Raw genomic sequence first — 22,506 nt, forward strand, 5'->3', positions numbered from 1 at the left:
GTCTCTGTCAAGATGGGGAACCGTGTTGACCCCGAAGCTCGTCACCCTGCTCACCGACCAGGCCCTGATCACGATTGTCGTGGTGATCGCGGTCGTCCTGGTCGTCGGTACCACCGGTCTCGTCGTCGCCCGCAGGCGCCGCGCGGAGTTGCCCCCGGCCACCAAGCCGGCGTCCGTCGAGGCCCCTGAGTCGGTCGAGCCGACGGTCGGCGAGGACGCCGAGGAACCGCGCGACACGCCGACCCGCACGCTCGAGGACACCGAGCTGCCGGAGCCGTCGGCGCCCACGGTCGAGAAGCCCGAGTCCGCACAGGGCCGCCTGGTCCGGCTCCGCGCCCGGCTGGCTCGCTCGCAGGGTTCGCTCGGCAAGGGCCTGCTCGCGCTGCTGTCCCGCGACAAGCTCGACGAGGAGGCGTGGGAGGACATCGAGACCACGCTGATCACCGCCGATGTCGGCGTGGCGCCGACGCAGGAGCTGGTCGAGAAGCTGCGCACCCGGATGCGCGTCGAAGGGGTCGGCGCGGCGCAGGCCCGGCAGATCCTCCGCGAGGAGCTGGTCGACCTGGTCAACCCGTCGCTCGACCGGTCGCTGAAGGTGAGCCGCAAGGAGACCCAGCCGGCGGTGGTGCTGGTGGTCGGCGTGAACGGCACCGGCAAGACCACCACGGTCGGCAAGCTGGCCCGCGTCCTGGTCGCCGAGGACAAGCACGTCGTCCTGGGCGCCGCGGACACGTTCCGCGCCGCCGCGGCGGACCAGCTGCAGACCTGGGGCGAGCGGGTCGGTGTCCGGACCGTCCGCGGCCCGGAGGGCGGCGACCCGGCGAGCATCGCGTTCGACTCGGTCAAGCAGGGCATCGAGGAGGAGGCGGACGTCGTACTGGTCGACACCGCCGGCCGCCTGCACACCAAGACCGGCCTGATGGACGAGCTGGGCAAGGTGAAGCGGGTGATCGAGAAGTCCGCCGAGGTCGACGAGGTGCTGCTCGTCATCGACGCCACCACCGGCCAGAACGGTCTGACCCAGGCCCGGGTGTTCTCCGAGGTCATCGACGTCACCGGCCTGGTGCTGACCAAGCTGGACGGTACGGCGAAGGGCGGCATCGTGATCGCGGTGCAGCGCGAACTCGGCGTACCGGTCAAGCTGGTCGGTCTCGGCGAGGGACCGGACGACCTGGCGCCGTTCGACCCCGAAGAATTCGTCGACGCCCTCCTGGACTGATGTAGAGAACCCAGCGCCGGCTCCGTCTCCGGGTAAAGGCTCAACAAGGAGGAGACCCTGATGACCAAGTTCATGCTGCTGATGAACATGGATGGCGGCAACTGCGACACCCCGATGCTGGAGTGGAACGAGGCCGACATGAAGGCCCACATGGACCACCTCGGTGAGGGCATCGAGCGACTGCGGAAGAGCGGCGAGCTGGTCGAGGTCCAGGGGCTGACCTGGCCGTCGCACGCCAAGGTGGTGCGGGCGAGCAGCGTGACCGCGCCGGTCCTGACGGACGGTCCGTACGCGGAGTCGAAGGAGGTCCTGGCCGGCTACACGATGATCGACGTGGAGTCGGAGGAGCGGGCCTATGAGATCGCAGCGTGGCAGTCGGCCGCCCCGGGGCCCGGCGGCGTTCCGCTCGAGCAACCGATCGAGGTGCGCCGCGTCATGGAGTCGGATGCGGACCTCCACGACTTCTGAACCCGACCACGAGTTCGAGGACCTGCTGCGGGAGCTGACCCCGCAGGTCCTCGGCGCGGTCGTGCGCTGGTCAGGAGACTTCGCCGCGGCCGAGGACGCAGTCCAGGAGGCACTACTCGCAGCCGCCACCACGTGGCCCCGAGACGGCCGGCCGGACAACCCGAAGTCCTGGCTGATCCAGACCGCCTCCCGGCGGCTCATCGACGAGGTACGCCAGCAGCGGGCACGCCGGCGCCGCGAGGAGCGGGCGGCGCTGCGCGAGGTACCCGCCGAAGAGGTCGAGGAGTACGACGACACGCTCCGGCTGCTGTTCCTGTGCTGCCACCCCGCGCTCACACCGGCATCGGCGATCGCGCTGACTCTGCGGGCGGTCGGCGGCCTCACCACAGCAGAGATCGCGACGGCGTACCTGGTGCCTGAGGCGACCATGGCGCAACGGATCAGCCGGGCGAAGCAGAAGCTGAAGGGCGCCAGCTTCGAACTGGACGCCGACCCGGACAGACTGCGCAACGTGCTGCATGTTCTGTACCTGATGTTCAACGAGGGCTACACCAGCACCAGCGGGCCGGAGCTGCACCGCAGCGACCTGTCCAGCGAGGCGATCCGCCTGACGCGCGCAGTACGGAAGCAGCTACCCGACGACGGACAGGTCACCGGGCTGCTCGCACTGATGCTGCTGACCGATGCTCGACGTGCGGCGCGGACGGGCGAGGGCGGAGAGCTCATCCCGCTGGCCGAGCAGGACAGGTCGTTGTGGGACCACGACCGCATCACCGAAGGAGTAGCGCTCGCTGTCGAAGCGTTCGAGACGCCACCACTGGGGGAGTACCAGATCCAGGCGGCGATCGCCGCACTGCACGACGAGGTGGACCGGGCGGAGGACACCGACTGGCCACAGATCCTCGCCCTGTACGGACTCCTCGAGGACCTGTCCGGCAACCCGATGGTGAAGCTCAACCGGGCCATCGCAGCGGCGATGGTGGACGGCCCCGACGCCGGCCTGAAGCTGCTGGAACCACTGGACGACGAGCTGGCCGGCCACTACCGTCTGGACGCCACCCGCGGACATCTCTACGAGATGCGCGGTGACCACCAGGCCGCCGCCGAACACTTCCGGGCGGCGGCCCGTGGTACGACGAGTCTGCCGGAGCGCAACTACCTGCTCGCCAAGGCCGCGTCGCTCAGCTGATCAGACGTACTGCCCGAAGGCGGCCGCGATGTCCTCGTCGGTTGCCAGCAGCAACCGCAGCAGGATGCGCGCCTTGTACGGGTCGAGGAACCCGCCGTCGATCAGACCGCGTTGCAGCAGGTCGGTCTCCGATCCGGGCGAGTGGTACGTGTTGCGGACGACCGAGCCGGCGCCGGTGCGGGAGGTCAGGACCACAGGCATGCGTGCCGCCAGCTCACCGAGCACCGGAGCGAGTGCGGCCGGCACGTGCCCGACGCCGTACCCGGCGACGACCAGACCCTGATGCGTGTCGGCGAGGCCCCGCAAAAGGAGCCCGTCGTCGTCCAGGGTCACGGTGTAGAGCGCGACCCGGATGGTGTCGAGCTCGGTGGGCTCAGCGCTGCCCTGTACGCCGTCCAGCCGGAAGGGGCGTGTGAGCACACGGACCCGGTCCTCGATCACGTGGCCGATCGGACCGGTGTTCGGTGACTCGAACGTCGCAGTACTCGTGCTGTGCGTCTTACGGACCCAGCGGGCCGCGTGGATCTCCTCCTTGAACACGACCAACGCGCCGAGGTCACGGGCCGCGGGGGAGGAGGCGACACGGAGGGCGGCCAGCAGGTTCGCGGGGCCGTCAGGGCCTGCCAGCGTCGGGTTGCGCATCGCACCGGTGAACACCAGCGGCTGCGGATGCGGCCAGACGAGGTCCGCCAGGAAGGCGCTCTCTTCGAGGGTGTCCGTGCCCTGTGTGACCACAGCCCCCGCCGCACCCGCGGCGACGGCCTTCGAGGCGGCGTCGACGACCTCGAGCACCTTGGCCGCCGTCAGGTTGGCGCTGGGCATCTTCTCGATGTCCTGGATCGCCACCTCGTGTCCGAGCTCGTCGAGCCCCGGCATGGCGGCGGTGAGGTCGTCACCGGTCAGGCGATGGCTGCCGGCCATCGAAATCGTCCCGCCCAACGTGAACAACGCGACGCTCACTAGATCTCTCCTGTCACTTGGTCCGCGCCCTGACGTGCATCCGCTCCCCCTGCGGGCCGTAAAGACATAGCACCTCGGCCGGTCCAGGGCCCGGATTGGAGAACCAGTGCGGCACCCGGCAATCGAACTCGGCCACCTCGCCCTCCTTCACAACGAAGTCCTGGTCGCCGAGCCTCAGCCGGATGCGGCCCGAGAGCACGTAGAACCAGTCGTACCCCTCGTGGGTCTTCTGCTCGAAGTCGTTGCCCGGATAGCCCTCCGGAAGGATCTGTTTGAACGCCTGCAGTCCGCCCGGCCGCCGGCTCAGCGGGATGTGCACGGTGCCGTGCCGCTTGATCGGTCGCGCGTAGATCCGCGGGTCGCCGGTCGGCGGTGCGTCCACCAGCTCGTCCAGCTGCACCTGGTGGGCCCGCGCCAGCGGCAACAGCAGCTCCAGCGTCGGCCGCCGTTGCCCGGACTCCAGCCGGGACAAGGTGCTGACCGAGATCCCGGTCGCCTCGGACAGCTGCGCCAGCGTCGTGCCGCGTTCCGTTCGCAGCGCCCGCAGCCGCGGCCCGACCGACTCCAGTACCTCGTCGAACGTCTCCAGGGTGTCGTTTGCCATACCGGCAACTTTACTTGTCGAAAATGAAAATCACCACGCATCCTGTGAGGAACCTGAGACAGAGGAGTTCCGGAGATGACGAAGTACGACGTGATCGTGATCGGCGGCGGGGCGGCCGGGCTGAGCGGAGCGCTGGCGCTGGTCCGGTCCCGCCGGTCGGTGCTGCTGATCGACGACGGTACGCCGCGCAACGCGCCCGCCGACGGTGTGCACAACTTCCTGACCCGTGACGGCGTACCGCCGGGCGAGATCTACGCGATCGGCCGCCAGGAGGTTGCGGGGTACGGCGGCGAGTTCGCGGACGGCACCGTGACGACGGCGCGTCGCGACGACGACGGCTTCACGGTCGAGTTGGCGGACGGTACGACGTACCGGAGCAGGCGGCTGCTGGTGACGACCGGGTTGACCGATGTGCTGCCCGACGTACCCGGGCTGGCTGAGCGGTGGGGCAAGGACGTGGTGCACTGCCCGTACTGCCACGGCTGGGAGGTGCGGGACCAGGCCATCGGTGTGCTGGCGACCAGCCCAATGGCGATCCACCAGGTGCTGCTCTTCCGGCAGCTGAGCGACGACGTGACGCTGTTCCTGCACACTGCGCCGGAGCCGACCGAGGAGCAGTGGGAGGAGTTGGCTGCTCGCGGAATCTCAGTAGTACAAGGCAAGGTCGAGCAGCTCGAGATGACGGACGACCGCATCACCGGTGTACGGCTGGAGAGCGGCAAGGTCGTTCCGCGGCAGGCGCTGGCGATTCAGACCACCGTGCGGGCCCGTGCCGGCTTCCTGGTCGACCTGGGCCTGGAGACGACCCTGGTGGAGACGAACGGGGTCGAGGTCGGTACTGCGCTCCAGGTCGACGGAATGGGTGCTACGCAGGTGCCTGGTGTTTTCGCGGCCGGCAATGTCAGCAACCCGATGGCCCAGGTGATGCCGTCCGCGGCGGCCGGACTGATGGCCGGAGCCGGCATCAACTTCGACCTGATCACCGAAGAGACGCGTCTCGCGGTAGCAGCCCGCAGTAGTTGAGGAGTTGAATAGAGGCGGGAGGGTGGATGCAAGAGACGGTCGACCCGGATTTCGCCTCGTTCGTCGATGCGCGGCAGGGCAGATGGCTGCGTACGGCGTACCTCGTGTACGGCGATCTGGAACGCGCAGAAGCCGCACTGCTGCACGCCTTCTCACAGCTGTCCCTGTGCTGGGACCGGGTGGACGACCCGGACGTCTACGTCCAGCGCCTGCTCTACCAGCCGGTCCTGCGGCCCTGGAACCGCATCAAGCCGTTCCAGGACGACGAGGACCAGGTGAGGTTGGCGTTGGCGAACCTGACGGCGGCACAGCGCACTGTGTTCGTGCTGCTGCACCTGGAGGAGCTGACCGAGTTCGAGGTGTCAGATCTGCTCGGGATGTCCCAGAGCGCCGTACACGCCCACGGCCTCAGCGCCTTCGGCCGCTTCCGTGAAGCGCTCGGTGCGACCGACTGGCGTGATGCCAGATGAGGCGGGAGGAGGTGCAGCCGCTGCTCGTCCAGGCGACCGACCGGCTGCCGGAGCCTGATCTGGCCGACGCGGCGTGGGCCGCTGGTCTGACGGTACGGCGACGTCGGCGCCGTACCGTTCTGATCAGTCTGCTCGCCGTCCTGGTGCTGGCCATCATCGCCTCGATCCTCATCGAGGCGGGTGCGGGCGGCAGGGCGGACCTCAATCCGCCGGATCGTGAACCCACGAGACCGCCGGGCTATATCCAACCGGCCGGCCAGATCGCCGGGCTCGACTTCTGGGTGGCACCGCCTCCTGGCAGTGAGCGGTTCCTCGACCGGCTCGACACACCGCTCGGTGATCGGCTGGAACTGCCGGACAGCGTCAGGTCCCTGACCGAGAACAGGCTGGAGGGCATTGCAGCTGTCGTTCTGGTGAAGGAGAGCGACCGCTACGTGCCGCTGCTGCTCGGCTCGGACGCGACCTGGGCGCGGGCCGATGTCGGCCTGGTCGCGGTCGGAGGTGCCGCTCCGCTCAGCTCGGGAGCGGTCGCTCCGGACGGCCGAAGCGTGGCGTTCCCGCAGCCGGGTGCCCTGATCACGGTCAATGCGCCGACGGCCGAGATCTCCCGCCACGACCTGCCCAGCGGTGAGTACCGCAGCGTGTCCTGGATCGGGGACGGCGAGCGCCTCCTCGTCAGCGGGCCCGGCGTCGCGTACCAGGTGCTTGTCGGCGAGGGCGGACCTGAGGAGCAGACCGTGGTGCCGGTCGCGCCCGCCAGGGATCCGGAGGAGGTCACGGCGCCCTTCCGGATCCAGACCGGGTCGGTGATGCGTTACCTGTTCAACGGGAGGTGGACCGAGGACAGCCGCCTGACACTGCCTGTCCGGTCGTGGGTCGGCCAGACCTTCTCGTCGATCTCCGGCACGGCCCGCCTCTTCGTCGCGAACGATCTGGAGCCGGTCCCGACGAGAGGCTCGCAAGCACAGGTGGTCGCGGCGATCTCGACCCTGCGGATGCTGCCCAGCCGGCTGCTGGTACTCGGTGAGCCACAGGGCAATCCGCCGCGGAACCAGGAAGGCGCCGGGGACCGTCCGTTCTTCCGGGAGCCGGGCTGCTGCGCGGTGCTCGGTTGGTACGACGACGGCAACGTCCTGCTGCAGGTCCACGGCTGGATCCTGGCGTGGAACCTCGAGTCGGGCCGGGTCCTCCGCGTAACGGAGCTGGCGGTGGACCAGGTGGCTCTGGGGCCGGGCCTACGGTACTGAGTCCGTGTCGACCGAGTCCTTGTCGAGGATCGCCTGCAGGGTGACGTCGACCAGGCGGTCGGCGTCCTCGGGTGGCGGCATCGGCTGGCCGGTCAGCGCGCGGATCACGAACACCCCGGCCATCCACTCCACCATCAGCACCGGGTCCGCGGTGCTCTTGATCGGTTCGCCGCGGGCCCGGGCGCGCTCCAGCGACTGCCGGGTGAGCGCGATCCGGCGCTCCAGCACGTTGCGGTAGATCGCCGCGGACCGCTCGTCGCGGTTCGCCTCCGAGACCGCGAGCCGGATCATCGCGCGGCCCCGCTCACTGTTCGCGAAGGCCAGGGCGACCCGGTAGATCTGGCGCAGGTCGCCGGCCAGCGAACCGGTGTCCGCGTCCGGGATCTCCAGGTCGAACAGATCGGCCATCGCGTCGTTGGCGAGCAGCTCCTTGCTGGCCCACCGCCGGTAGATGGTCGCCTTGCCGACCCCCGCGGCCTCGGCGACGTCGTCCACCGTCATTCCGTCGAATCCCCGCTCCAGCAGCAGCTGCACGGCGTACCTGCGGATCCTCGGCTCCGCTTCCGGGTCCCGTGGCCTGCCGCGGCGCGGCCGGACCGCGTAGTTCGGCTCCATTTCGTCGTCCCCAGGTCGGACGGGCGCAGTGGCGCGGCTGCGGTCCCGTGTGGTCCAGGCCAGAGTGCCACACGTTCGCCCCGAGCGGGTCATGTCACCTCGATGTCACCTGGGAGCCCGCTTTGTCACACGCCTGAAACAAACCGACCGATCGGCTGAAACGGCGCGCCGACACCGTGTGCGGAGTGGCCGAGCGGTGGGCTCCCCGGCGTTGTGGAGACCTCCCGGACCGAGGACGCCGGCCACCCCCGTTCGATGGAAGGGATGACGTTGATGGAGATCAACGCCGGCGATACCGCCTGGGTGCTGGCCAGTGCCGCCCTGGTGATGCTGATGACCCCGGGACTGGCTTTCTTCTACGGCGGCATGGTGCGCGTGAAGAGCGTGCTGAACATGATGATGATGAGCTTCGTCACCATCGCCGTCGTCACCATCCTCTGGGTGGTGGTCGGCTACTCGCTGACGTTCGGCGGTGACACCGGGCACGTGATCGGGAACTTCTCCGAGGTCGGGCTGTCGGGTCTGCTCGCGCCGGAGGCGGTGACCGGCACGACGCCCACGCTCGCCTTCGTCGCCTTCCAGCTGATGTTCGCGATCATCACCCCCGCGCTGATCTCCGGCGCGATCGCCGACCGGGCCACGTTCCGTGGCTGGATCGCGTTCGTGGTCGGCTGGACGCTGCTGGTGTACTTCCCGGTCGCGCACTCCGTCTGGTTCCTCGACGACGGCAACGGCGGCTGGATCGGCGACAAGCTGAAGGCGATCGACTTCGCCGGCGGTACGGCGGTGCACGTGAACGCCGGTGCCGCGGCGCTGGCGCTGGCGATCGTGCTGGGCAAGCGGATCGGCTGGAAGAAGGACCCGATGCGGCCGCACAGCCTGCCGCTGGTGCTGCTCGGTGCCGGCCTGCTGTGGTTCGGCTGGTTCGGCTTCAACGCCGGCTCCGCGCTGAGCGCGGGTACCACTGCCGCAGTTACCTTCGTGAACACCCAGGTCGCCACCGCCGCGGCGGTCATCGGCTGGCTGATCGTGGAGCGGATCACGCACGGCAAGGCCACCACGCTGGGTCTGGCGTCCGGTGCTGTCGCCGGTCTGGTCGCGATCACCCCGGCCTGTGGCGCGGTCACCCCGGTCGGCGCGATCATCCTCGGCCTGTTCGCCGGTGGAATCTGCGCCTTCGCGGTTTCGCTGAAGTACAAGCTGGGCTTCGACGACTCGCTCGACGTGGTCGGTGTCCACCTCGTCGGCGGTCTGTTCGGCTCGCTGGCGATCGGTCTGCTCGGCTCGGCGGCTGCGCCGTCCGCGGTCGACGGTCTGTTCTACGGCGGCGGTGTGTCCCAGCTGGGCAGGCAGGCGCTGGCCAACGTGGTCGTCGGCATCTACTCCTTCGCCGTAGCCTTCATCCTGGCGAAGCTGATCGACAAGACCATCGGCTTCCGGCTCAAGGAGGACGACGAGGTCACCGGTGTCGACCAGGTCGAGCACGCGGAGACGGCGTACGACTACCTCAGTGCCGGGGGTCTGCGCGGTGCGCTGTCGTCCCGGCCTGCCACGGTCCCCGCCGAGACCGAGAATGAGACCACTGAGGCCTCGGAGAAGGAAGGTGTCAAGGCATGAAGCTGATCACCGCGGTGGTCAAGCCGCACAAGCTGGAGGACGTGCGCGCCGCGCTGGAGACGTTCGGCGTCACCGGCATGACAGTGACCGAGGCTAGTGGCTACGGTCGGCAGAAGGGCCACACCGAGGTCTACCGTGGCGCCGAGTACGAGGTGGATCTGGTGCCGAAGGTGCGGCTCGAGGTGGTCGTCGAGGACGGTGACAGCGCGGACGTGGTGGACGTGATCGTGAAGGCCGCGCAGACCGGCAAGATCGGTGACGGCAAGGTCTGGGTCACCCCGGTCGAGACGATCGTCCGGGTCCGTACCGGTGAGCTGGACGGAGACGCTCTCTAGATGTTCGATCGGGCAGAGCAGCGGCGCGCGCGTGCCGAAGAGGCCGACGCGCTGCTGCAACTGCTGCTCGCAAAGGCTTGTGACGCCCTCGGTGTGCCCACCGAGGGCGTCGCGCTGGTCGCTGTGGGCGGCTACGGGCGTGAGGAGCTGTCGCCGTACAGCGACCTCGACGTCATGCTCGTGCACGCCGAGGGGTACCCGCGGATCGACGAGCTGGCTGCCCAGATCTGGTACCCGCTGTGGGATTCCAGGACCAAGCTGGACCACAGCGTCCGCACGCTGGCCGAAGCACGGCAGGCCGCGGCTTCCGACGACCGGGTCGCGCTGGGCCTGCTGGACGCGCGCCATGTCGCGGGCGACTCGCACCTGACGCTGCAGCTGCGTTCGGTGCTGATGGCGGACTGGCGGCGTACTGCGAAGTCCAGGCTGCCCGGCCTGGCGCAGGCGTGCCGCGACCGCGCCACATCGGTCGGAGAGCTCGCACATCTCGCGGAGCCCGACCTGAAGGAGGCGTACGGCGGCCTGCGCGATGCCGTCGTACTACGTGCCTTGGTGGCCTCGTGGTTGATCGACGTACCGCATCCTGTGTTGGAGCGCGCGCGGCGGGACCTGTTGGAGATCCGCGATGCTCTGCACGAGGTGGCCGGCCGCGCAACGGACAGACTCGTAGCCGACCTGGCTGGTGAGGTGGCGGCCGGACTCGGGATGTCGGGGCGGGACGAGCTGCTGCGGCACGTGTACGCGACCGGGCGGACGCTCGCGCACGTGTGCGATGTGTCCTGGCGGCGCGTCGAGAGCTTGATGACCAGGCCACCGCGATCCAGGCGGCGGCAGCGGTCCGGTGGGCCGTTGCTCCTCGCGCTGGATGAGGGAGTGGGCCAGCACGAAGGTGAGGTCGTGCTGATGCCGGATGCGCGACCGGAGCGCGATCCAGTGCTCGGGCTACGTGCTGCTGCGGTAGCAGCCGATCGAGAGCTTGTGCTGTCTCCTGCAGTCTGTGCGCGCCTGGCGACATCGGCTGCCGACCTGCCCGAGCCGTGGCCGCGGGAGGCGCAGCGGCTTCTGTGTGCACTGCTCGGCGCCGGCCAGGGATTGCTCGAAGTCTGGGAGGCGCTGGACCAGGCCGGGTACATCTCGCGGATCCTGCCGGAGTGGGACGCGGTACGGTTCCGGCCGCCGCAGTCGGCGATCCACCGGTTCACCGTCGACAGGCATTTGCTGGAGACCTGTGTCGAGGCGTCCGCGATGGTGCGCGACGTACGGCGACCTGACCTGCTGCTGGTCGCTGCACTGCTGCATGACCTCGGCAAGGCGCTCGACGGCGACCACAGCGTCACCGGAGCGGGAATCGCGGCCCGTGTCGCGCGGCGGTTCGGATTCAACGAGACGGATGCCGACACCATCACACTGCTCGTCCGGCAGCACCTGATGCTCGCGCAGGTCGCCACCCGCCGCGACCTCGAGGACCCCATGACCGTCGACATGGTCGTCGGGATCGTCCGGAGTACCGAGACACTGGACCTGCTGGAGGCGCTGACGTACGCCGACGCACGGGCGGCGGGTCCGGCTGCGTCGTCGCCGTGGCGGATGCGGTTGGTGGGGGAGCTGTGCCGTCGGGTGCGTGGTGAGCTGGCCGGTGGCGGCGAGGGCATGTGGACGGAGGTCCAGCCGGTTCCGGTGCCGGTGCTGCACCAGGTCGTGGGCGTAGGACGGCTCGGGGTCACCGTCACCGACCACCACGGCGACCTGCGGGTGAACGTCGCCGTACCCGATCAGGTGGGAACGCTGTCGACCGTTGCCGCGGTGCTGGCGGTCCAGCGGCTGGCTGTGCGGTCCGCTGTGATCACGTCCGTCGACGGGCTGGGCATCTCGCAGTGGACCGTTGCCGGATCACCTCCTGATCCAGTGCGGCTCCGAGACCGGCTGGGCGTAGCGCTACGGGATCCGAGTGACGTCGTACGGCGGTTGGCTGCTCGGGACTCGTCTACGACGGCGCGTGTGGCGAGTCGAGTGGACCTGCTGCCGGAAGCTTCGGAGACAGCGACTGTGTTGCAGGTACGCGCGCATGACCGCCCGGGGCTGTTGTACGACGTGACCGCGGCTATTGCTGCCACTGGTGCGGACATCCGGTCTGCGCACGTCAGCACGCTCGGAGCGGAGTGCGTGGACGTCTTCTACCTCACCGATCGCCACGGTGCCCCACTCGAGGAAGAGGACGCGCGGACGACGGCAAAGTCGGTTCTCGATCGCCTGAGCTTCTAATCTCCGTACGTGGATGTTGTAGAGGCTCTGCAGCGACAAGCGATTGCGTGTGAGGACCTGGGGTCCCCGATGTACGCCGAGCTGCTCAGGCTGCTCGTCGACGACTACGAGGTCGGCGGGGTGTCGGTCGAGGTGCTGGCCGGGTACGAGGACCGGTCGTTCGGTGAGGCGATCGCACTGCGGTTGCTGGCCGCCGTCCATGGACTGGTGTTGTCCGGTGCGGCACCTGAGCTTGCGGCGTTCTACCCGAGTACGGGCGGGACGTGGGACCCGGTGCTCGGCTGGGAGGCGTTCGAGCAGGTACTACGGTCGCGGCAGGGGGAGGTGCGATCGCTGCTGACCCAGCCGCCCCAGACGAACGAGGTGGGCCGGTCGGCCTCGCTGTACGGCGGTCTGCTGCACCTGGTCAAGGCGGTGCCGCTGCCGGTGCGGCTGTTCGAGATCGGCGCATCGGGTGGGCTGAACCTGCGTGCGGACCACTTCCGGTACGTCGCGGACGGGACGTCGTACGGGCCTGCTGATAGCCCTGTCGTGTTCGACCCGGCCTGGTCCGGACAGGTCCCGGCGGTGGAGCTGCGGATCGCCGAGCGGGTGGGGTGCGACATCGCGCCGGTGAACCCGTTGTCGGCGGACGGTGCGCTCACGTTGACGTCGTACGTCTGGCCGGACATGCCCGAGCGGCTGGCGCGGTTGCGCGGTGCGCTGACGGTCGCGCAGCAGGTGGCGGCCGACGTACGGCGGGAGGACGCCGTCTCGTTCCTCAACGGGCTGGAGTTGTCGCCGGGGCACGTGACGGTGGTGTGGCATTCGATCATGTGGCAGTACCTGCGGCGAACGGACCGTGCGGCGATCGAGGCGCGGCTCGAGGAGCTGGGCGCGCAGGCGACCGACTCCACCCCGCTGGCCCACCTGCGCCTCGAGCCCCACCGAGTAGTCACCCACGAGCGAGGCGCCGACGGTTGGGAGTACCGCATCGACCTCCGCATCTGGCCGGGCGGCCAACGCCGCACCCTCGGCCACGCCGCACCCCACGGCCAAGAACTGTTCTGGGACTAGATCAAGGCGGCGACCAGCGTGTCGGTGAGCTCGGTGGCGTAGCTGCCGTCCGGGTCGAGGTCGGGGTCGAAGATGCCGATGTCGACGCCGACGCACTTCGGTGACGCGAGCAGAGGTCGCAGCAGGGCGCGCAGTTGGTCGTGGTCGATCCCGCCGGGGTCCGGGCTGTCGACGGCCGGCATGATCGCGGCGTCCAGGATGTCCACGTCCAGATGCACCCAGAACCCGTCCAGGTCGTCCCGCTCGAGCCGCTCCAGCGTCCCGCGCGCCGCCGCCCCAGGATCGTCGGCGATCTTCGCGGCCGGCCACACCGGGATTCCGGCCTTCTCGACGTCTCCGACGTACTCGTCGTCCGCCCGGATCCCGAGCAGCACCGCGTCCGTGTCCCGCGTGTACGGCCCGAGCCCCTCCAGATCGGTCAGATCCGCCTGCCCGCGCCCGGTGACCAGCGCCAGTGCCTCGCCACCCGCGGCACCGACGTACGGCGAGTTGTCGACGGTCCGGAAATCCGAGTGCCCGTCCAGGTACGCCACGCCGTACCGCCCCAGCCGCTTCAACGCCAGCGCCGGCCCGAGCAGATTGCTGCACTCACCACCCAGCAGCACGACGAACTGCCCCTGCGCCACGCACCCCGCCACCCGATCCGCCAGCCGCACCGTGTACGCCGCCATCGCCGCCGCGTTGAACACCCCGTCGCCCGGCTTCCACGCGTGCATGTCGTACCGCGGCGGCGTCACACACCCGCCGTCCACCGCCCCGACCCGCCCCAAGAACCCCCGATCCCGCACCGCCCCCGCCAACTTGTAACACCCCGGCACCACCCCCGCCGCAGGCATCCGCAACCCCAAGTTGGAAGGCCCATCCACCACAACCCGCACCCCAGCCACCGCCTAACCGATAAATCCAACCTGATCGGTTAGATCCTCCGGGCGACCGGGGCCGCTGTCAATCAAAGAACCTGTTCACGCCTGAGATGCGGCGTCCGGGCTGGTCGTCCCAAGGCGCGCCCTCGGTCAGCAGGTTCTCCGTGGTCTCGAGGCCGCGCGTCAGCGCCCGGATGGCGTTGCTGTCCTGGCCGGCCCGGTCGGCCAGCGCCCAGATCCGGCGGCGCGCGTCACCGATCGCCGCCAGACGTTCCTCGGTGGTGCCGGTCTCGAAGACCGTCGAGTCGAGGATGTGCAGTGCCTGCTTCATCTCCGGAGACTGGTCGTCCGGTGCCTCCGCCGTACCGAGTTGCTCGATCAGACCGTAGGCGACCCCGCGATCGGTGTCCGCGGTCAGTCCAGCGGCCAGCTCCCGCAACCGCGCCCGTACGGCGGCAACGTCCACGAGCTCCCCGGCATCGACCTCTGCCCGCGCCGCGACATACTCCCGCTTGAACTGCTCGAACTCCATCAATGACTCCCACCACGTAGCAGCTACGTCTCAGCACGATCACCGCCCAGCCGGGCCGCCCGGCCTCCCGGCGAGTCGCGCGGCTCGACGCACTTGTTGCTCATCTGCGTCGAGGTTCACCCGAGTTCCGCACACGCGCTGCTCGCGGTACCGATGCGCGAGCAGCTACTCGTGAACCGTCCCCGAGGGCCGGAGCGGATCCCGGCACCTCGGCAGCCGGGGCAACACCACGCAGAAATCTCACCGCGTCCTGGGCCTCCGATCCCGCGTCCTGGGCCTCCGATCCCGCGTCCCGGGGCTCCGATCCCGCGTCCCGGGGCTCCGATCCCGCGTCCCGGGGCTGTGATTGCTGAGTTGCCGCGTGGCGTACGTCGCTCTGAAGCCGCTCGACGCCAGGCGACTGGACGCCGTCGCCCGCGGCGCCCATGGTCGTCTGCCGGGTCGTCCGCCGGAGCTCGTCGACCTTTGCGTTGAGGGCTCGGCCGATCTCGTCCGCGACCTGGCGGCCGGCCTCGGGGGATCGCTGGGCGAGCTCCTCCCAGCGCGGATGGAGCATCGTGCCGATCAGCTCGGCGCGCATCGCCCGCCGATCCACCCCCTCGGCCGGAGCCACCTCCTCCAGCCGATTCCGCACCACCCCCTCAGCCAGCCGATCGAACTGCATCGCCACGGGCCCCCGCGAGAGGTCATTGAGCAGCTCCCCACGACTCAACCGCGGGCCGGAGGCCTGGTGGACGAGACCGTTCGCGGCCGCGGAAGCGCCGGTTTCCTGGCTCCCGTCATACGCCAGACGGGGGTAGCCGGCCATCCGGCTGAAGGCCTGGAAATCGCCGGCGACGCGAAGTGACGCCACCCCGTCGCTCAGCCCCAGGGACCCGTCGGTCCGCACGGCGTTGGCCTCACCCGGTGCGTCCAGCGCCATGCCTGCCTGCGAGGCCCGACGGAGAACAGTTGCCAGCGCGGCTGCGTGCACTCGTGAATTGGCAGGCTCGCTCGGTAACGTCAGTCCCTGGCGGAGGCGGTTCTCGTTGACCCCGATCGCGCCGATCCGCTGGTCGAAGTACCCGGGACCTCTGGTCGCGTACAGCTCCCGGTTCCATCGATCGACACCGGTCGGCCGGAGTTGCCGCGCGACGTTGTACAGCCGGGCGAACTCGCGGTACGCCGCAGAGTCCTCGGGGACGCGCTGCGCAGGCTCAGGCATCGCGCGTGGGGAACGGCTCGTCGGTCAAGCGGAAGGGTGGGTTGCGGAGTGCCTGCTCCAGAGAATAGAGATCCTCGGTCAGGTCCTGGATGCTGTACTTCTCGTCCTCGGTCGCCTGCTCGGCGAGCTCCCAGATGCGTCGGGTGCCGTCGGCGAGCATCTCGATCTTCTCCTCGGTGGTCCCCTTCGGGGGGTAGACCTCGGTGTGGATCTGGATCGCCTGCTTGTAGAGGTCGCTGCGTTCCGGCGGGGCGAGTGGGGGCTCGGGGAGGTCCTCGTCGATGAGCTGGGCGGTCCAGGTGCGGTCCCAGTCCGACGCGTCGGCCGGGATCAGCGCCCGCAGTTTCTCCTGCTCGGCCGCGAGATCGACCGCCGTCCGGCCGTCGTGCACCCGGTCGTAGGCCTCGTTGAACGCCCGGTTGAAGCCGGGGATGTCGAGCGGCATCAAGGAACTCCTTGCTGACAGATGCGGTCGCCGATGTTGATGACAGCAAGGTAGCGAGGGTCTGGGGTTGGTTGCCGGAGTTATCCACAGGTTGCTGGGGTGGTAGCGGACCAGCGAGCGGGGCCGGCGCTGGGTACCTGAGGACATGAGGTCTCAGGGCAGCCGTGGCCGAGTTGAGCGTGGCGACACCCGCGAGTACTCCGTCCTGCAGGCGCACCTCCTGTAGTTCGGCACCCTCTACCACGACAACCCCACCGCGGTTCCCCGGAGGCCGTCCCCGATCCGCCGGCCGGCGCTCCCAGTACCCCCGCACACCGCGCAGGGGACCCGGTTGCGGGGCCGGTAGACTCGGGGAGTTCATCGCTTCGAGGAAACGGACTGTTTCTCGTGTTCGACACGCTTTCCGATCGGCTCTCCACCGCGTTCAAGAACCTGCGGGGCAAGGGCAAGCTGACCGACGCCGACATCGACGCGACCGCCCGGGAGATCCGGATCGCGTTGCTGGAGGCCGATGTCGCGCTGCCCGTGGTGCGGGAGTTCATCGCGGCGGTCAAGGAACGGGCCGCCGGGGCCGAGGTTCGCGGCGGGCTGAACCCGGCGCAGCAGGTCATCAAGATCGTCAACGAGGAACTGATCAACATCCTCGGCGGCGAGACCCGCGAGCTGCGGATGGCGAAGCGGCCGCCGACGGTGATCATGCTCGCCGGTCTGCAGGGCGCCGGTAAGACCACCCTGGCCGGCAAGCTCGCCAAGTGGCTGCGCGAGACCCGGCACCAGACCCCGATGCTGGTCGCCGCCGACCTGCAGCGGCCGAACGCGGTCACCCAGCTCCAGGTGGTCGGCGACCGCGCCGGGGTGCCGGTGTTCGCGCCCGAGCCCGGTAACGGTGTCGGCGACCCGGTCGAGGTCGCCCGCAAGGCGATGGACGAGGCACGGTCCAAGCAGCACAGCGTGGTGATCGTCGACACCGCCGGCCGGCTGGGTGTCGACGAGGAGCTGATGAAGCAGGCCGCGGACATCCGCGACGCGGTCAGCCCGGACGAGATCCTGTTCGTCGTCGACGCGATGATCGGTCAGGACGCCGTGACGACCGCCCAGGCCTTCCTGGACGGGGTCGGCTTCGACGGCGTCGTGCTGTCGAAGCTCGACGGTGACGCCCGCGGTGGCGCCGCGCTGTCGATCGCGCAGGTCACCGGCCGCCAGGTGATGTTCGCCAGCAACGGCGAGAAGCTCGAGGACTTCGACGTCTTCCACCCCGACCGGATGGCGTCCCGCATCCTCGGTATGGGCGACGTGCTCAGCCTGATCGAGAAGGCCGAGCAGACCTTCGACGCCGAGGAGGCCGCCAAGACCGCGGCCAAGCTGTCGAAGAAGGGCGGCAAGGACTTCACGCTGGACGACTTCCTCGCCCAGATGCAGTCGGTCCGGAAGATGGGCCCGCTGACCAAGATCTTCGGCATGCTGCCGGGCGCGAACCAGTTCAAGGACCAGCTGGAGAACTTCGACGAGCGCGAGATCGACCGGATCGAGGCCGTCATCCACTCGATGACCCCGGCCGAGCGGGCCGATCCGAACATCATCAACGGCTCCCGCCGGGCACGGATCGCGAAGGGTTCCGGGACCGAGGTGGCCACCGTCAGCGGCCTGGTCGAGCGGTTCTTCGAGGCCCGCAAGATGATGTCCGCGATGGCGTCCGGCAAGGGCATCCCGGGGATGCCGGGGATGCCCGGGATGCCGGGCATGGGGGGCGGCGGCGGTGGCGGTGCCCGCAAGGCCAAGCAGCAGAAGAAAGGCAAGAAGCGCGGCTCCGGCAACCCGGCCAAGCGGGCGAACCAGGGCGGCCAGCAGCCGCAGGCGCCGCAGCCGGGTCAGCTGCCGGCCGCGTTCGGCGGGCAGAACGGCGGCGACTTCGAGCTGCCGGACGACCTGAAGAAGATGCTCGGCGGCAACTGAGGCCTTCCCGAAAGGGCACAGTCCTGAGGGACACGGTCGTCCGTCCACCCGACCCGGGTGGGCGGACGTCGGCGTTTACGGTGCGTGGTGCCCGGGAGCGGGTGCGAACGCCCGGCGACGATTGGGTGAAGCCCCGTTCGGTACCCGGTCGCGCCGCACCGGACCGGTTGTCGCCGACCCCATCACGGCTAAGATCGTCCCTACGCCCGAGAGACACACCAACTGCGGAATGCGTCGAGGACGGTTCGGATGAGGCAGCAGTTCAAGAACCTGGACACGTGGCGGGGAAAGCTGACCGCCACCTGGGTCTGCCTGGCTCCGCCCACCGCCATGGTGGCCGTGTTCGTCGTCGGTGGAGTCACCTCGAACACGTTCATCGTCGACGCGCACGCGCTGGGCGCCCCGCGCCAGGACGCGGTGTTCGACGACCTGGCGAAGGACGTGCCGAATCAGCCCGGCGTCGACGGCAGCCTGCCGTCGCAGGAGAAGTCCACGATCCAGGTCCCGGTCACCGGGACGACGGACGGGACCGTGAAGCCCATTCCCGGCGTGTTCGGTGACACTTCCGGCATCCCGGGCACCGTGCTGGCGGCGTACCAGAAGGCGGCCCGCGACCTCGCGTTCTCGATGCCCGGCTGCCACATCACCTGGCCGTTGCTGGCCGGCATCGGCAAGGTCGAGTCCGGCCACGCCAGCGGCGGCAAGGTCGACGCGAACGGCAACACCCGCGGAAAGATCCTCGGCCCGGTCCTGAACGGCGGCCCCGGCATGGCGGCGATCGCCGACACCGACCAGGGCGCGTACGACGGGAACACGGCCTGGGACCGCGCCGTCGGGCCGATGCAGTTCATCCCGGGGACCTGGAACGCGTTCGGTGCCGATGGCAACGGCGACGGCGTCAAGGACCCGCACAACGTGTTCGACGCGTCGCGGTCGGCGGGAGAGTACCTGTGCTCCGGCGGCGCGAACCTGTCCGACCCGCAGGGCCTGGTGCAGGCGGTGCTGCGCTACAACCACTCGATGGAGTACGTGTCGACGGTCCTGCGGTGGATGCAGACGTACAGCAAGGAAACCGTGAGCATCCCGGACAAGCCGGGCCAGATCGACACCCCGGACGACACCGGCAACGCCGACGACGAGCGCGACTCGACGCGGACCACGACGACCACGCCGGCCACCACGCCGCCGACGACGATCCCGACGAGCGGTACGACGACGCGCCCGACGACGGCGCCGACGTCCCGGCCGACCTCGGCGACGACGACCGGCTCCACGACCACGTCCCCGACGCCGACGAACGGGCCGGGTTCGACGACGACGAAGCCCCCGACGTCGACGACTCCGACGAAGCCGCCGTACACGCCGCCGAGGACGACCACGCCGACGACCACGCCGACGACCTCGACGCCGACGACCACGACGCCGACCACGACCACCACCACTCCGTCGGCCACGCCGACCGATCCGACGTGTACACCGACCAGCGCGACTCCGACGTCGTCCGCGACCGCGTCGCCGGAGACGACCTCGCCGAGCGCCGGGCCGTCGGACTCCCCGACGGACACGCCGACGACCACGCCGTCGTCGCCGGACACCACGTCACCCACGTGTGCCGCGACGGCACCCGACGCGGAGACGTCGTCGGCAGCCCCCGCCAACTGACGCCGCCCGCCGACCTAGGGACCACCCGGTGGAGGCCGGCTGTCCACGCTCTGTAGGGTGAGGTAGTCGCGATCGTTACCCCGGTGCCGGTTTTCCGAGTGGTTTCTGCGTCCCGTAACTTTGCGTCGTCTTGATGTAACTTTCTGGCGCTTGCTTCGTTGAAGGGGCTATGCGCCTAACCCGTAGTGGTAACCGTCGGGTCAAAATCATCATCGCTTCACTGTGTACGGCCCCGCTCCTGGTCGGGGCCATCGTGACCGTCGCCTCGGGGGGAGCCGGTGCCGCCGGCCAGCTCGCGGCGGACAGCCCGGTCGCCCCGTCGCCGGGGGCCGGGCTGAACAGCGGTGAGTTCGACGAACTGACGATGATCGTGCCGCAGCGTCCCGGAGTGGACGGCCGGCTCGGATCTGACAAACCCGCTCGTGCCGACGTCCCCGTCTCGGGGGCCACCGACGGCCGCTCGGTCGTCCGCGCCGGGCGGCCGGGAGCCGTGAACGGCATCCCGCGCGGGGTGTTCCCCGCTTACCGCCGCGCCACCGCGAACCTCGCGGTCGTGCGGCCGAACTGTGGGCTGACCTGGCCGTTGCTGGCCGGCGTCGGCAAGGTCGAGTCCGACCACGCGAGCGGCGGCCGCGTCGACGTGGCCGGTACCACCCGCGGCCGGATCCTCGGCCCGGTGCTGAACGGCCGGCGCGGCAACGGCCGGATCACCGACACCGACAAGGGCAAGTACGACGCGGACGAGACGTGGGACCGCGCGGTCGGGCCGATGCAGATCGTCCCGCAGGTGTGGGAGGAGTTCGGGGCCGACGGCAACGGCGACGGCTACCGCAACCCCAACAACGTGTACGACGCGGTGACCACGGTCGCCGTGGTGCTCTGCGCCCAGGGTGACGATCTGCGCAGCCCGCGCGACCTGGTCGGGGCCCTGCTGCGGTACCAGCACTCCAAGGACTTCGTCGCCACCGTGCTGAAGTGGATGCGCGTCTACAGCAAGAGCGCGGTCCTGGTGCCGAACGCGAAGGGCAACATCTCCACCGCGAAGACGACCGGCAACGCCGAGCGCCGGGACGACCCGCGGCAGGTGCCCGACGTACCGGACGACACCACGACGCCGACCCCGACGCCGACGGTGACTCCGCCGAGCACCACGGTGCCGCCGGTGCCGCCGGACTCGCCCGACGGCAAGCCCACCGTGCCGCGCCCGGCCGACACGGTAACCGACACACCGACGCACCGGCCGACGACGTCGCCGACCAAGACGCCGACCAAGACCCCCACGAAGACACCGACCAAGACCCCGAGTCCGACGCCGACCCCGACGCCGACTCCGACCCCCACGCCGACGCCGACCCCGACGCCCACGCCGACGCCGACGGACAGCCCGAGCGGGACGCCGTGCGACGGCAACGAGACCACCACCCCGACCTGTACGCCGGGCGGCGGCTCGCACGGATAACGGAGTCCCGGATACGGTCGGCTCATGACGGTATTGATGCCACGCCTCCGGCGCGGCGGGTCATGGGGCTGTAACTCCCGTCCTTCCCTCGTCGCTCCGGTCGCTTCGCTCCCTGCGCTCCTCAGTCCAGGCCGGGAGGCCCCATGACCGGAACCGGCGTACTCAGGCTGGTCGGCACCGTGTTGCCGTCCGGTGAGCGGCAGGAGCTCCACCTCAGCGGTGGGCTGGTCGTCGACCGGCCCACCGTTGCTGAGGTGACGACCGTGCACACCGGTGGCTGGATCGTGCCCGGCCTGGTCGACGCGCACTGCCACATCGGCCTCGACCAGCACGGCGCCGTCGACCGGGAGACCCAGGAGCAGCAGGCGATCGCCGATCGCGAGGCCGGTGCGCTCCTGGTCCGCGACGCCGGTTCGGCCGCCGACACCCGCTGGATCGACGAGCGCGAGGACCTGCCGAAGATCATCCGCGCCGGCCGGCACATCGCCCGCTCGAAGCGGTACATCCGCAACTACGGCTGGGAGATCGAGCCCGGCGAGCTGGTCGCGTACGTCGAGCAGGAGGCCCGCCGTGGTGACGGGTGGGTCAAGCTGGTCGGCGACTGGATCGACCGTGACGCCGGCGACCTGACTCCGTGCTGGCCGGCCGAGGCGCTGAATGCCGCGATCGCCCGCGCCCACGAGCTCGGCGCCCGGGTCACCGCGCACGTCTTCGGCGAGCACGCCCTCCCGGATCTGCTGGCCGCGGGCATCGACTGTCTCGAACACGGCACCGGCATCGAGCCGGAGCTGCTCAGCTGGATGGCCGAGCACCAGGTCGCCGTCGTACCCACGCTGATCCAGCTCGAGAACTTCCCGCAGTACGCCGACCAGGCCGCGAGCAAGTTCCCGACGTACGCCGCCCACATGCGCGACCTGTACGACCGCCGGCTGCACCGCCTGCGCGACGCCTTCGAGGCCGGAGTGCCGGTGTACGCCGGAACGGACGCGGGCGGGGTCCTCGGACACGGCCTCGTGGCGCAGGAGATCCAGGCCCTCACCGAGATCGGCCTGTCGGGGGAGCAGGCACTGGCCGCCGGGTCGTGGGGCGCACGCGCGTGGCTCGGCGCGCCGAGTGAGCTGCGCCCGGGCGATCCGGCCGACCTGGTCGTGTACGACGAGGACCCGCGCGTCGATCCCGGCGTACTGACGCACCCGCGGCTGATCGCGCTGCGGGGTCAAATCGTGTTCCGCCGGTGACCGGAAAGAATTCACTCAAACACTGGAATCAGCGGAAGATCTTCCCTTAGCGTGGGCTCACGGGACCGCCGACGCCCCTCGGCGG

General features: G+C 69.8%; 21 protein-coding genes. 14 read left to right on the top strand and 7 right to left on the bottom strand.

What is annotated here, in order from left to right:
• Positions 1–22 precede the first annotated feature (22 nt).
• The 3 genes from ftsY to BJY22_RS18830 are packed head-to-tail and all read left to right on the top strand — an operon-like array spanning position 23 to position 2,876.
• Positions 23–1,219, top strand: a complete 1,197-nt coding sequence (ftsY, locus tag BJY22_RS18820) for a signal recognition particle-docking protein FtsY (RefSeq protein WP_337758778.1) — start codon at positions 23–25, stop codon at positions 1,217–1,219.
• Between the two features lie 60 nt (positions 1,220–1,279).
• Entirely contained in the window at positions 1,280–1,687 is a 408-nt protein-coding gene (locus tag BJY22_RS18825; RefSeq protein WP_167208533.1) for a YciI family protein, read from the top strand.
• On the top strand, positions 1,665–2,876 hold the full coding sequence (locus BJY22_RS18830) for an RNA polymerase sigma factor (protein WP_167208535.1): 1,212 nt from the start codon (positions 1,665–1,667) through the stop codon (positions 2,874–2,876). The genes BJY22_RS18825 and BJY22_RS18830 overlap by 23 nt, the downstream gene beginning before the upstream one ends.
• On the opposite strand, the gene BJY22_RS18835 is transcribed toward BJY22_RS18830, so the two are convergent.
• Together BJY22_RS18835 and BJY22_RS18840 are read right to left on the bottom strand one after the other, a co-directional pair.
• Positions 2,877–3,836 (bottom strand): asparaginase domain-containing protein, encoded by a 960-nt coding sequence (locus tag BJY22_RS18835; RefSeq protein WP_167208537.1) that lies wholly within the window; start codon positions 3,834–3,836, stop codon positions 2,877–2,879. It lies immediately after the preceding gene.
• A gap of 13 nt (positions 3,837–3,849) precedes the next feature.
• Positions 3,850–4,440, bottom strand: coding sequence for a helix-turn-helix transcriptional regulator (locus BJY22_RS18840; protein ID WP_167208539.1), 591 nt, complete (start codon positions 4,438–4,440; stop codon positions 3,850–3,852).
• A gap of 75 nt (positions 4,441–4,515) precedes the next feature.
• Here BJY22_RS18840 and BJY22_RS18845 point away from each other — a divergent pair, with 75 nt between their 5' ends.
• The 3 genes from BJY22_RS18845 to BJY22_RS18855 are packed head-to-tail and all read left to right on the top strand — an operon-like array spanning position 4,516 to position 7,180.
• On the top strand, positions 4,516–5,463 hold the full coding sequence (locus tag BJY22_RS18845) for an NAD(P)/FAD-dependent oxidoreductase (RefSeq protein ID WP_167208541.1): 948 nt from the start codon (positions 4,516–4,518) through the stop codon (positions 5,461–5,463).
• Between the two features lie 26 nt (positions 5,464–5,489).
• Positions 5,490–5,933, top strand: coding sequence for a sigma factor-like helix-turn-helix DNA-binding protein (locus tag BJY22_RS18850; protein ID WP_167208543.1), 444 nt, complete (start codon positions 5,490–5,492; stop codon positions 5,931–5,933).
• On the top strand, positions 5,930–7,180 hold the full coding sequence (locus BJY22_RS18855) for a hypothetical protein (RefSeq protein ID WP_167208545.1): 1,251 nt from the start codon (positions 5,930–5,932) through the stop codon (positions 7,178–7,180). The genes BJY22_RS18850 and BJY22_RS18855 overlap by 4 nt, the downstream gene beginning before the upstream one ends.
• On the opposite strand, the gene BJY22_RS18860 is transcribed toward BJY22_RS18855, so the two are convergent.
• Positions 7,169–7,795, bottom strand: a complete 627-nt coding sequence (locus BJY22_RS18860) for a TetR/AcrR family transcriptional regulator (RefSeq protein WP_167208547.1) — start codon at positions 7,793–7,795, stop codon at positions 7,169–7,171. The genes BJY22_RS18855 and BJY22_RS18860 overlap by 12 nt on opposite strands.
• A 264-nt stretch (positions 7,796–8,059) precedes the next feature.
• Here BJY22_RS18860 and BJY22_RS18865 point away from each other — a divergent pair, with 264 nt between their 5' ends.
• From BJY22_RS18865 to BJY22_RS18880, 4 genes are read left to right on the top strand one after another with little or no spacing between them, the layout of a single operon-like run.
• Complete coding sequence (locus BJY22_RS18865) at positions 8,060–9,412, top strand: ammonium transporter (RefSeq protein WP_202891172.1); 1,353 nt, start codon at positions 8,060–8,062, stop codon at positions 9,410–9,412.
• Complete coding sequence (locus tag BJY22_RS18870) at positions 9,409–9,747, top strand: P-II family nitrogen regulator (RefSeq protein ID WP_131346991.1); 339 nt, start codon at positions 9,409–9,411, stop codon at positions 9,745–9,747. The genes BJY22_RS18865 and BJY22_RS18870 overlap by 4 nt, the downstream gene beginning before the upstream one ends.
• Positions 9,748–12,009: a [protein-PII] uridylyltransferase gene (locus tag BJY22_RS18875; RefSeq protein ID WP_167208548.1), complete on the top strand. Its 2,262-nt coding sequence runs from the start codon at positions 9,748–9,750 to the stop codon at positions 12,007–12,009.
• 9 nt (positions 12,010–12,018) lie between these two features.
• A complete protein-coding gene (locus BJY22_RS18880) occupies positions 12,019–13,065 on the top strand; it encodes a DUF2332 family protein (protein ID WP_167208550.1) in 1,047 nt (348 codons plus the stop codon).
• On the opposite strand, the gene BJY22_RS18885 is transcribed toward BJY22_RS18880, so the two are convergent.
• The 4 genes from BJY22_RS18885 to BJY22_RS18900 form a co-directional block, all read right to left on the bottom strand.
• Positions 13,062–13,901 (bottom strand): arginase family protein, encoded by an 840-nt coding sequence (locus tag BJY22_RS18885; RefSeq protein WP_202891173.1) that lies wholly within the window; start codon positions 13,899–13,901, stop codon positions 13,062–13,064. The two genes, BJY22_RS18880 and BJY22_RS18885, sit on opposite strands and share 4 nt — an antisense overlap.
• A 109-nt stretch (positions 13,902–14,010) precedes the next feature.
• Positions 14,011–14,460, bottom strand: coding sequence for a hypothetical protein (locus BJY22_RS18890; protein ID WP_167208552.1), 450 nt, complete (start codon positions 14,458–14,460; stop codon positions 14,011–14,013).
• 100 nt (positions 14,461–14,560) lie between these two features.
• Complete coding sequence (locus BJY22_RS18895) at positions 14,561–15,664, bottom strand: hypothetical protein (protein WP_167203112.1); 1,104 nt, start codon at positions 15,662–15,664, stop codon at positions 14,561–14,563.
• A complete protein-coding gene (locus tag BJY22_RS18900; RefSeq protein ID WP_167208554.1) occupies positions 15,657–16,109 on the bottom strand; it encodes a hypothetical protein in 453 nt (150 codons plus the stop codon). The genes BJY22_RS18895 and BJY22_RS18900 overlap by 8 nt, the downstream gene beginning before the upstream one ends.
• Before the next feature lie 387 nt (positions 16,110–16,496).
• Between BJY22_RS18900 and ffh the strand changes: the two genes are divergently transcribed.
• The 4 genes from ffh (at position 16,497) to BJY22_RS18920 (ending at position 22,421) form a co-directional block, all read left to right on the top strand.
• A complete protein-coding gene (ffh, locus tag BJY22_RS18905; protein WP_167208556.1) occupies positions 16,497–18,062 on the top strand; it encodes a signal recognition particle protein in 1,566 nt (521 codons plus the stop codon).
• Positions 18,063–18,311: 249 nt separating this feature from the next.
• Positions 18,312–19,724 (top strand): lytic transglycosylase domain-containing protein, encoded by a 1,413-nt coding sequence (locus BJY22_RS18910; protein WP_167208557.1) that lies wholly within the window; start codon positions 18,312–18,314, stop codon positions 19,722–19,724.
• Between the two features lie 253 nt (positions 19,725–19,977).
• Entirely contained in the window at positions 19,978–21,183 is a 1,206-nt protein-coding gene (locus BJY22_RS18915) for a lytic transglycosylase domain-containing protein (RefSeq protein ID WP_337758779.1), read from the top strand.
• Positions 21,184–21,326: 143 nt separating this feature from the next.
• Positions 21,327–22,421, top strand: coding sequence for an amidohydrolase family protein (locus tag BJY22_RS18920; RefSeq protein ID WP_167208561.1), 1,095 nt, complete (start codon positions 21,327–21,329; stop codon positions 22,419–22,421).
• Positions 22,422–22,506 lie beyond the last annotated feature (85 nt).

Source organism: Kribbella shirazensis (genome assembly GCF_011761605.1).
Taxonomy (GTDB): domain Bacteria; phylum Actinomycetota; class Actinomycetes; order Propionibacteriales; family Kribbellaceae; genus Kribbella; species Kribbella shirazensis.

Coding starts and splice junctions, on each gene's coding strand:
- BJY22_RS18845 (WP_167208541.1), top strand. CDS start 4,516: ATGACGAAGTACGACGTGATCGTGATCGGCGGCGGGGCGGCCGGGCTG.
- BJY22_RS18910 (WP_167208557.1), top strand. CDS start 18,312: ATGAGGCAGCAGTTCAAGAACCTGGACACGTGGCGGGGAAAGCTGACC.
- BJY22_RS18870 (WP_131346991.1), top strand. CDS start 9,409: ATGAAGCTGATCACCGCGGTGGTCAAGCCGCACAAGCTGGAGGACGTG.
- BJY22_RS18850 (WP_167208543.1), top strand. CDS start 5,490: ATGCAAGAGACGGTCGACCCGGATTTCGCCTCGTTCGTCGATGCGCGG.
- BJY22_RS18920 (WP_167208561.1), top strand. CDS start 21,327: ATGACCGGAACCGGCGTACTCAGGCTGGTCGGCACCGTGTTGCCGTCC.
- BJY22_RS18895 (WP_167203112.1), bottom strand. CDS start 15,664: ATGCCTGAGCCTGCGCAGCGCGTCCCCGAGGACTCTGCGGCGTACCGC.
- BJY22_RS18830 (WP_167208535.1), top strand. CDS start 1,665: ATGCGGACCTCCACGACTTCTGAACCCGACCACGAGTTCGAGGACCTG.
- BJY22_RS18840 (WP_167208539.1), bottom strand. CDS start 4,440: ATGGCAAACGACACCCTGGAGACGTTCGACGAGGTACTGGAGTCGGTC.
- BJY22_RS18855 (WP_167208545.1), top strand. CDS start 5,930: ATGAGGCGGGAGGAGGTGCAGCCGCTGCTCGTCCAGGCGACCGACCGG.
- BJY22_RS18875 (WP_167208548.1), top strand. CDS start 9,748: ATGTTCGATCGGGCAGAGCAGCGGCGCGCGCGTGCCGAAGAGGCCGAC.
- BJY22_RS18885 (WP_202891173.1), bottom strand. CDS start 13,901: ATGCCTGCGGCGGGGGTGGTGCCGGGGTGTTACAAGTTGGCGGGGGCG.
- BJY22_RS18900 (WP_167208554.1), bottom strand. CDS start 16,109: ATGCCGCTCGACATCCCCGGCTTCAACCGGGCGTTCAACGAGGCCTAC.
- BJY22_RS18860 (WP_167208547.1), bottom strand. CDS start 7,795: ATGGAGCCGAACTACGCGGTCCGGCCGCGCCGCGGCAGGCCACGGGAC.
- BJY22_RS18825 (WP_167208533.1), top strand. CDS start 1,280: ATGACCAAGTTCATGCTGCTGATGAACATGGATGGCGGCAACTGCGAC.
- BJY22_RS18890 (WP_167208552.1), bottom strand. CDS start 14,460: ATGGAGTTCGAGCAGTTCAAGCGGGAGTATGTCGCGGCGCGGGCAGAG.
- BJY22_RS18865 (WP_202891172.1), top strand. CDS start 8,060: ATGACGTTGATGGAGATCAACGCCGGCGATACCGCCTGGGTGCTGGCC.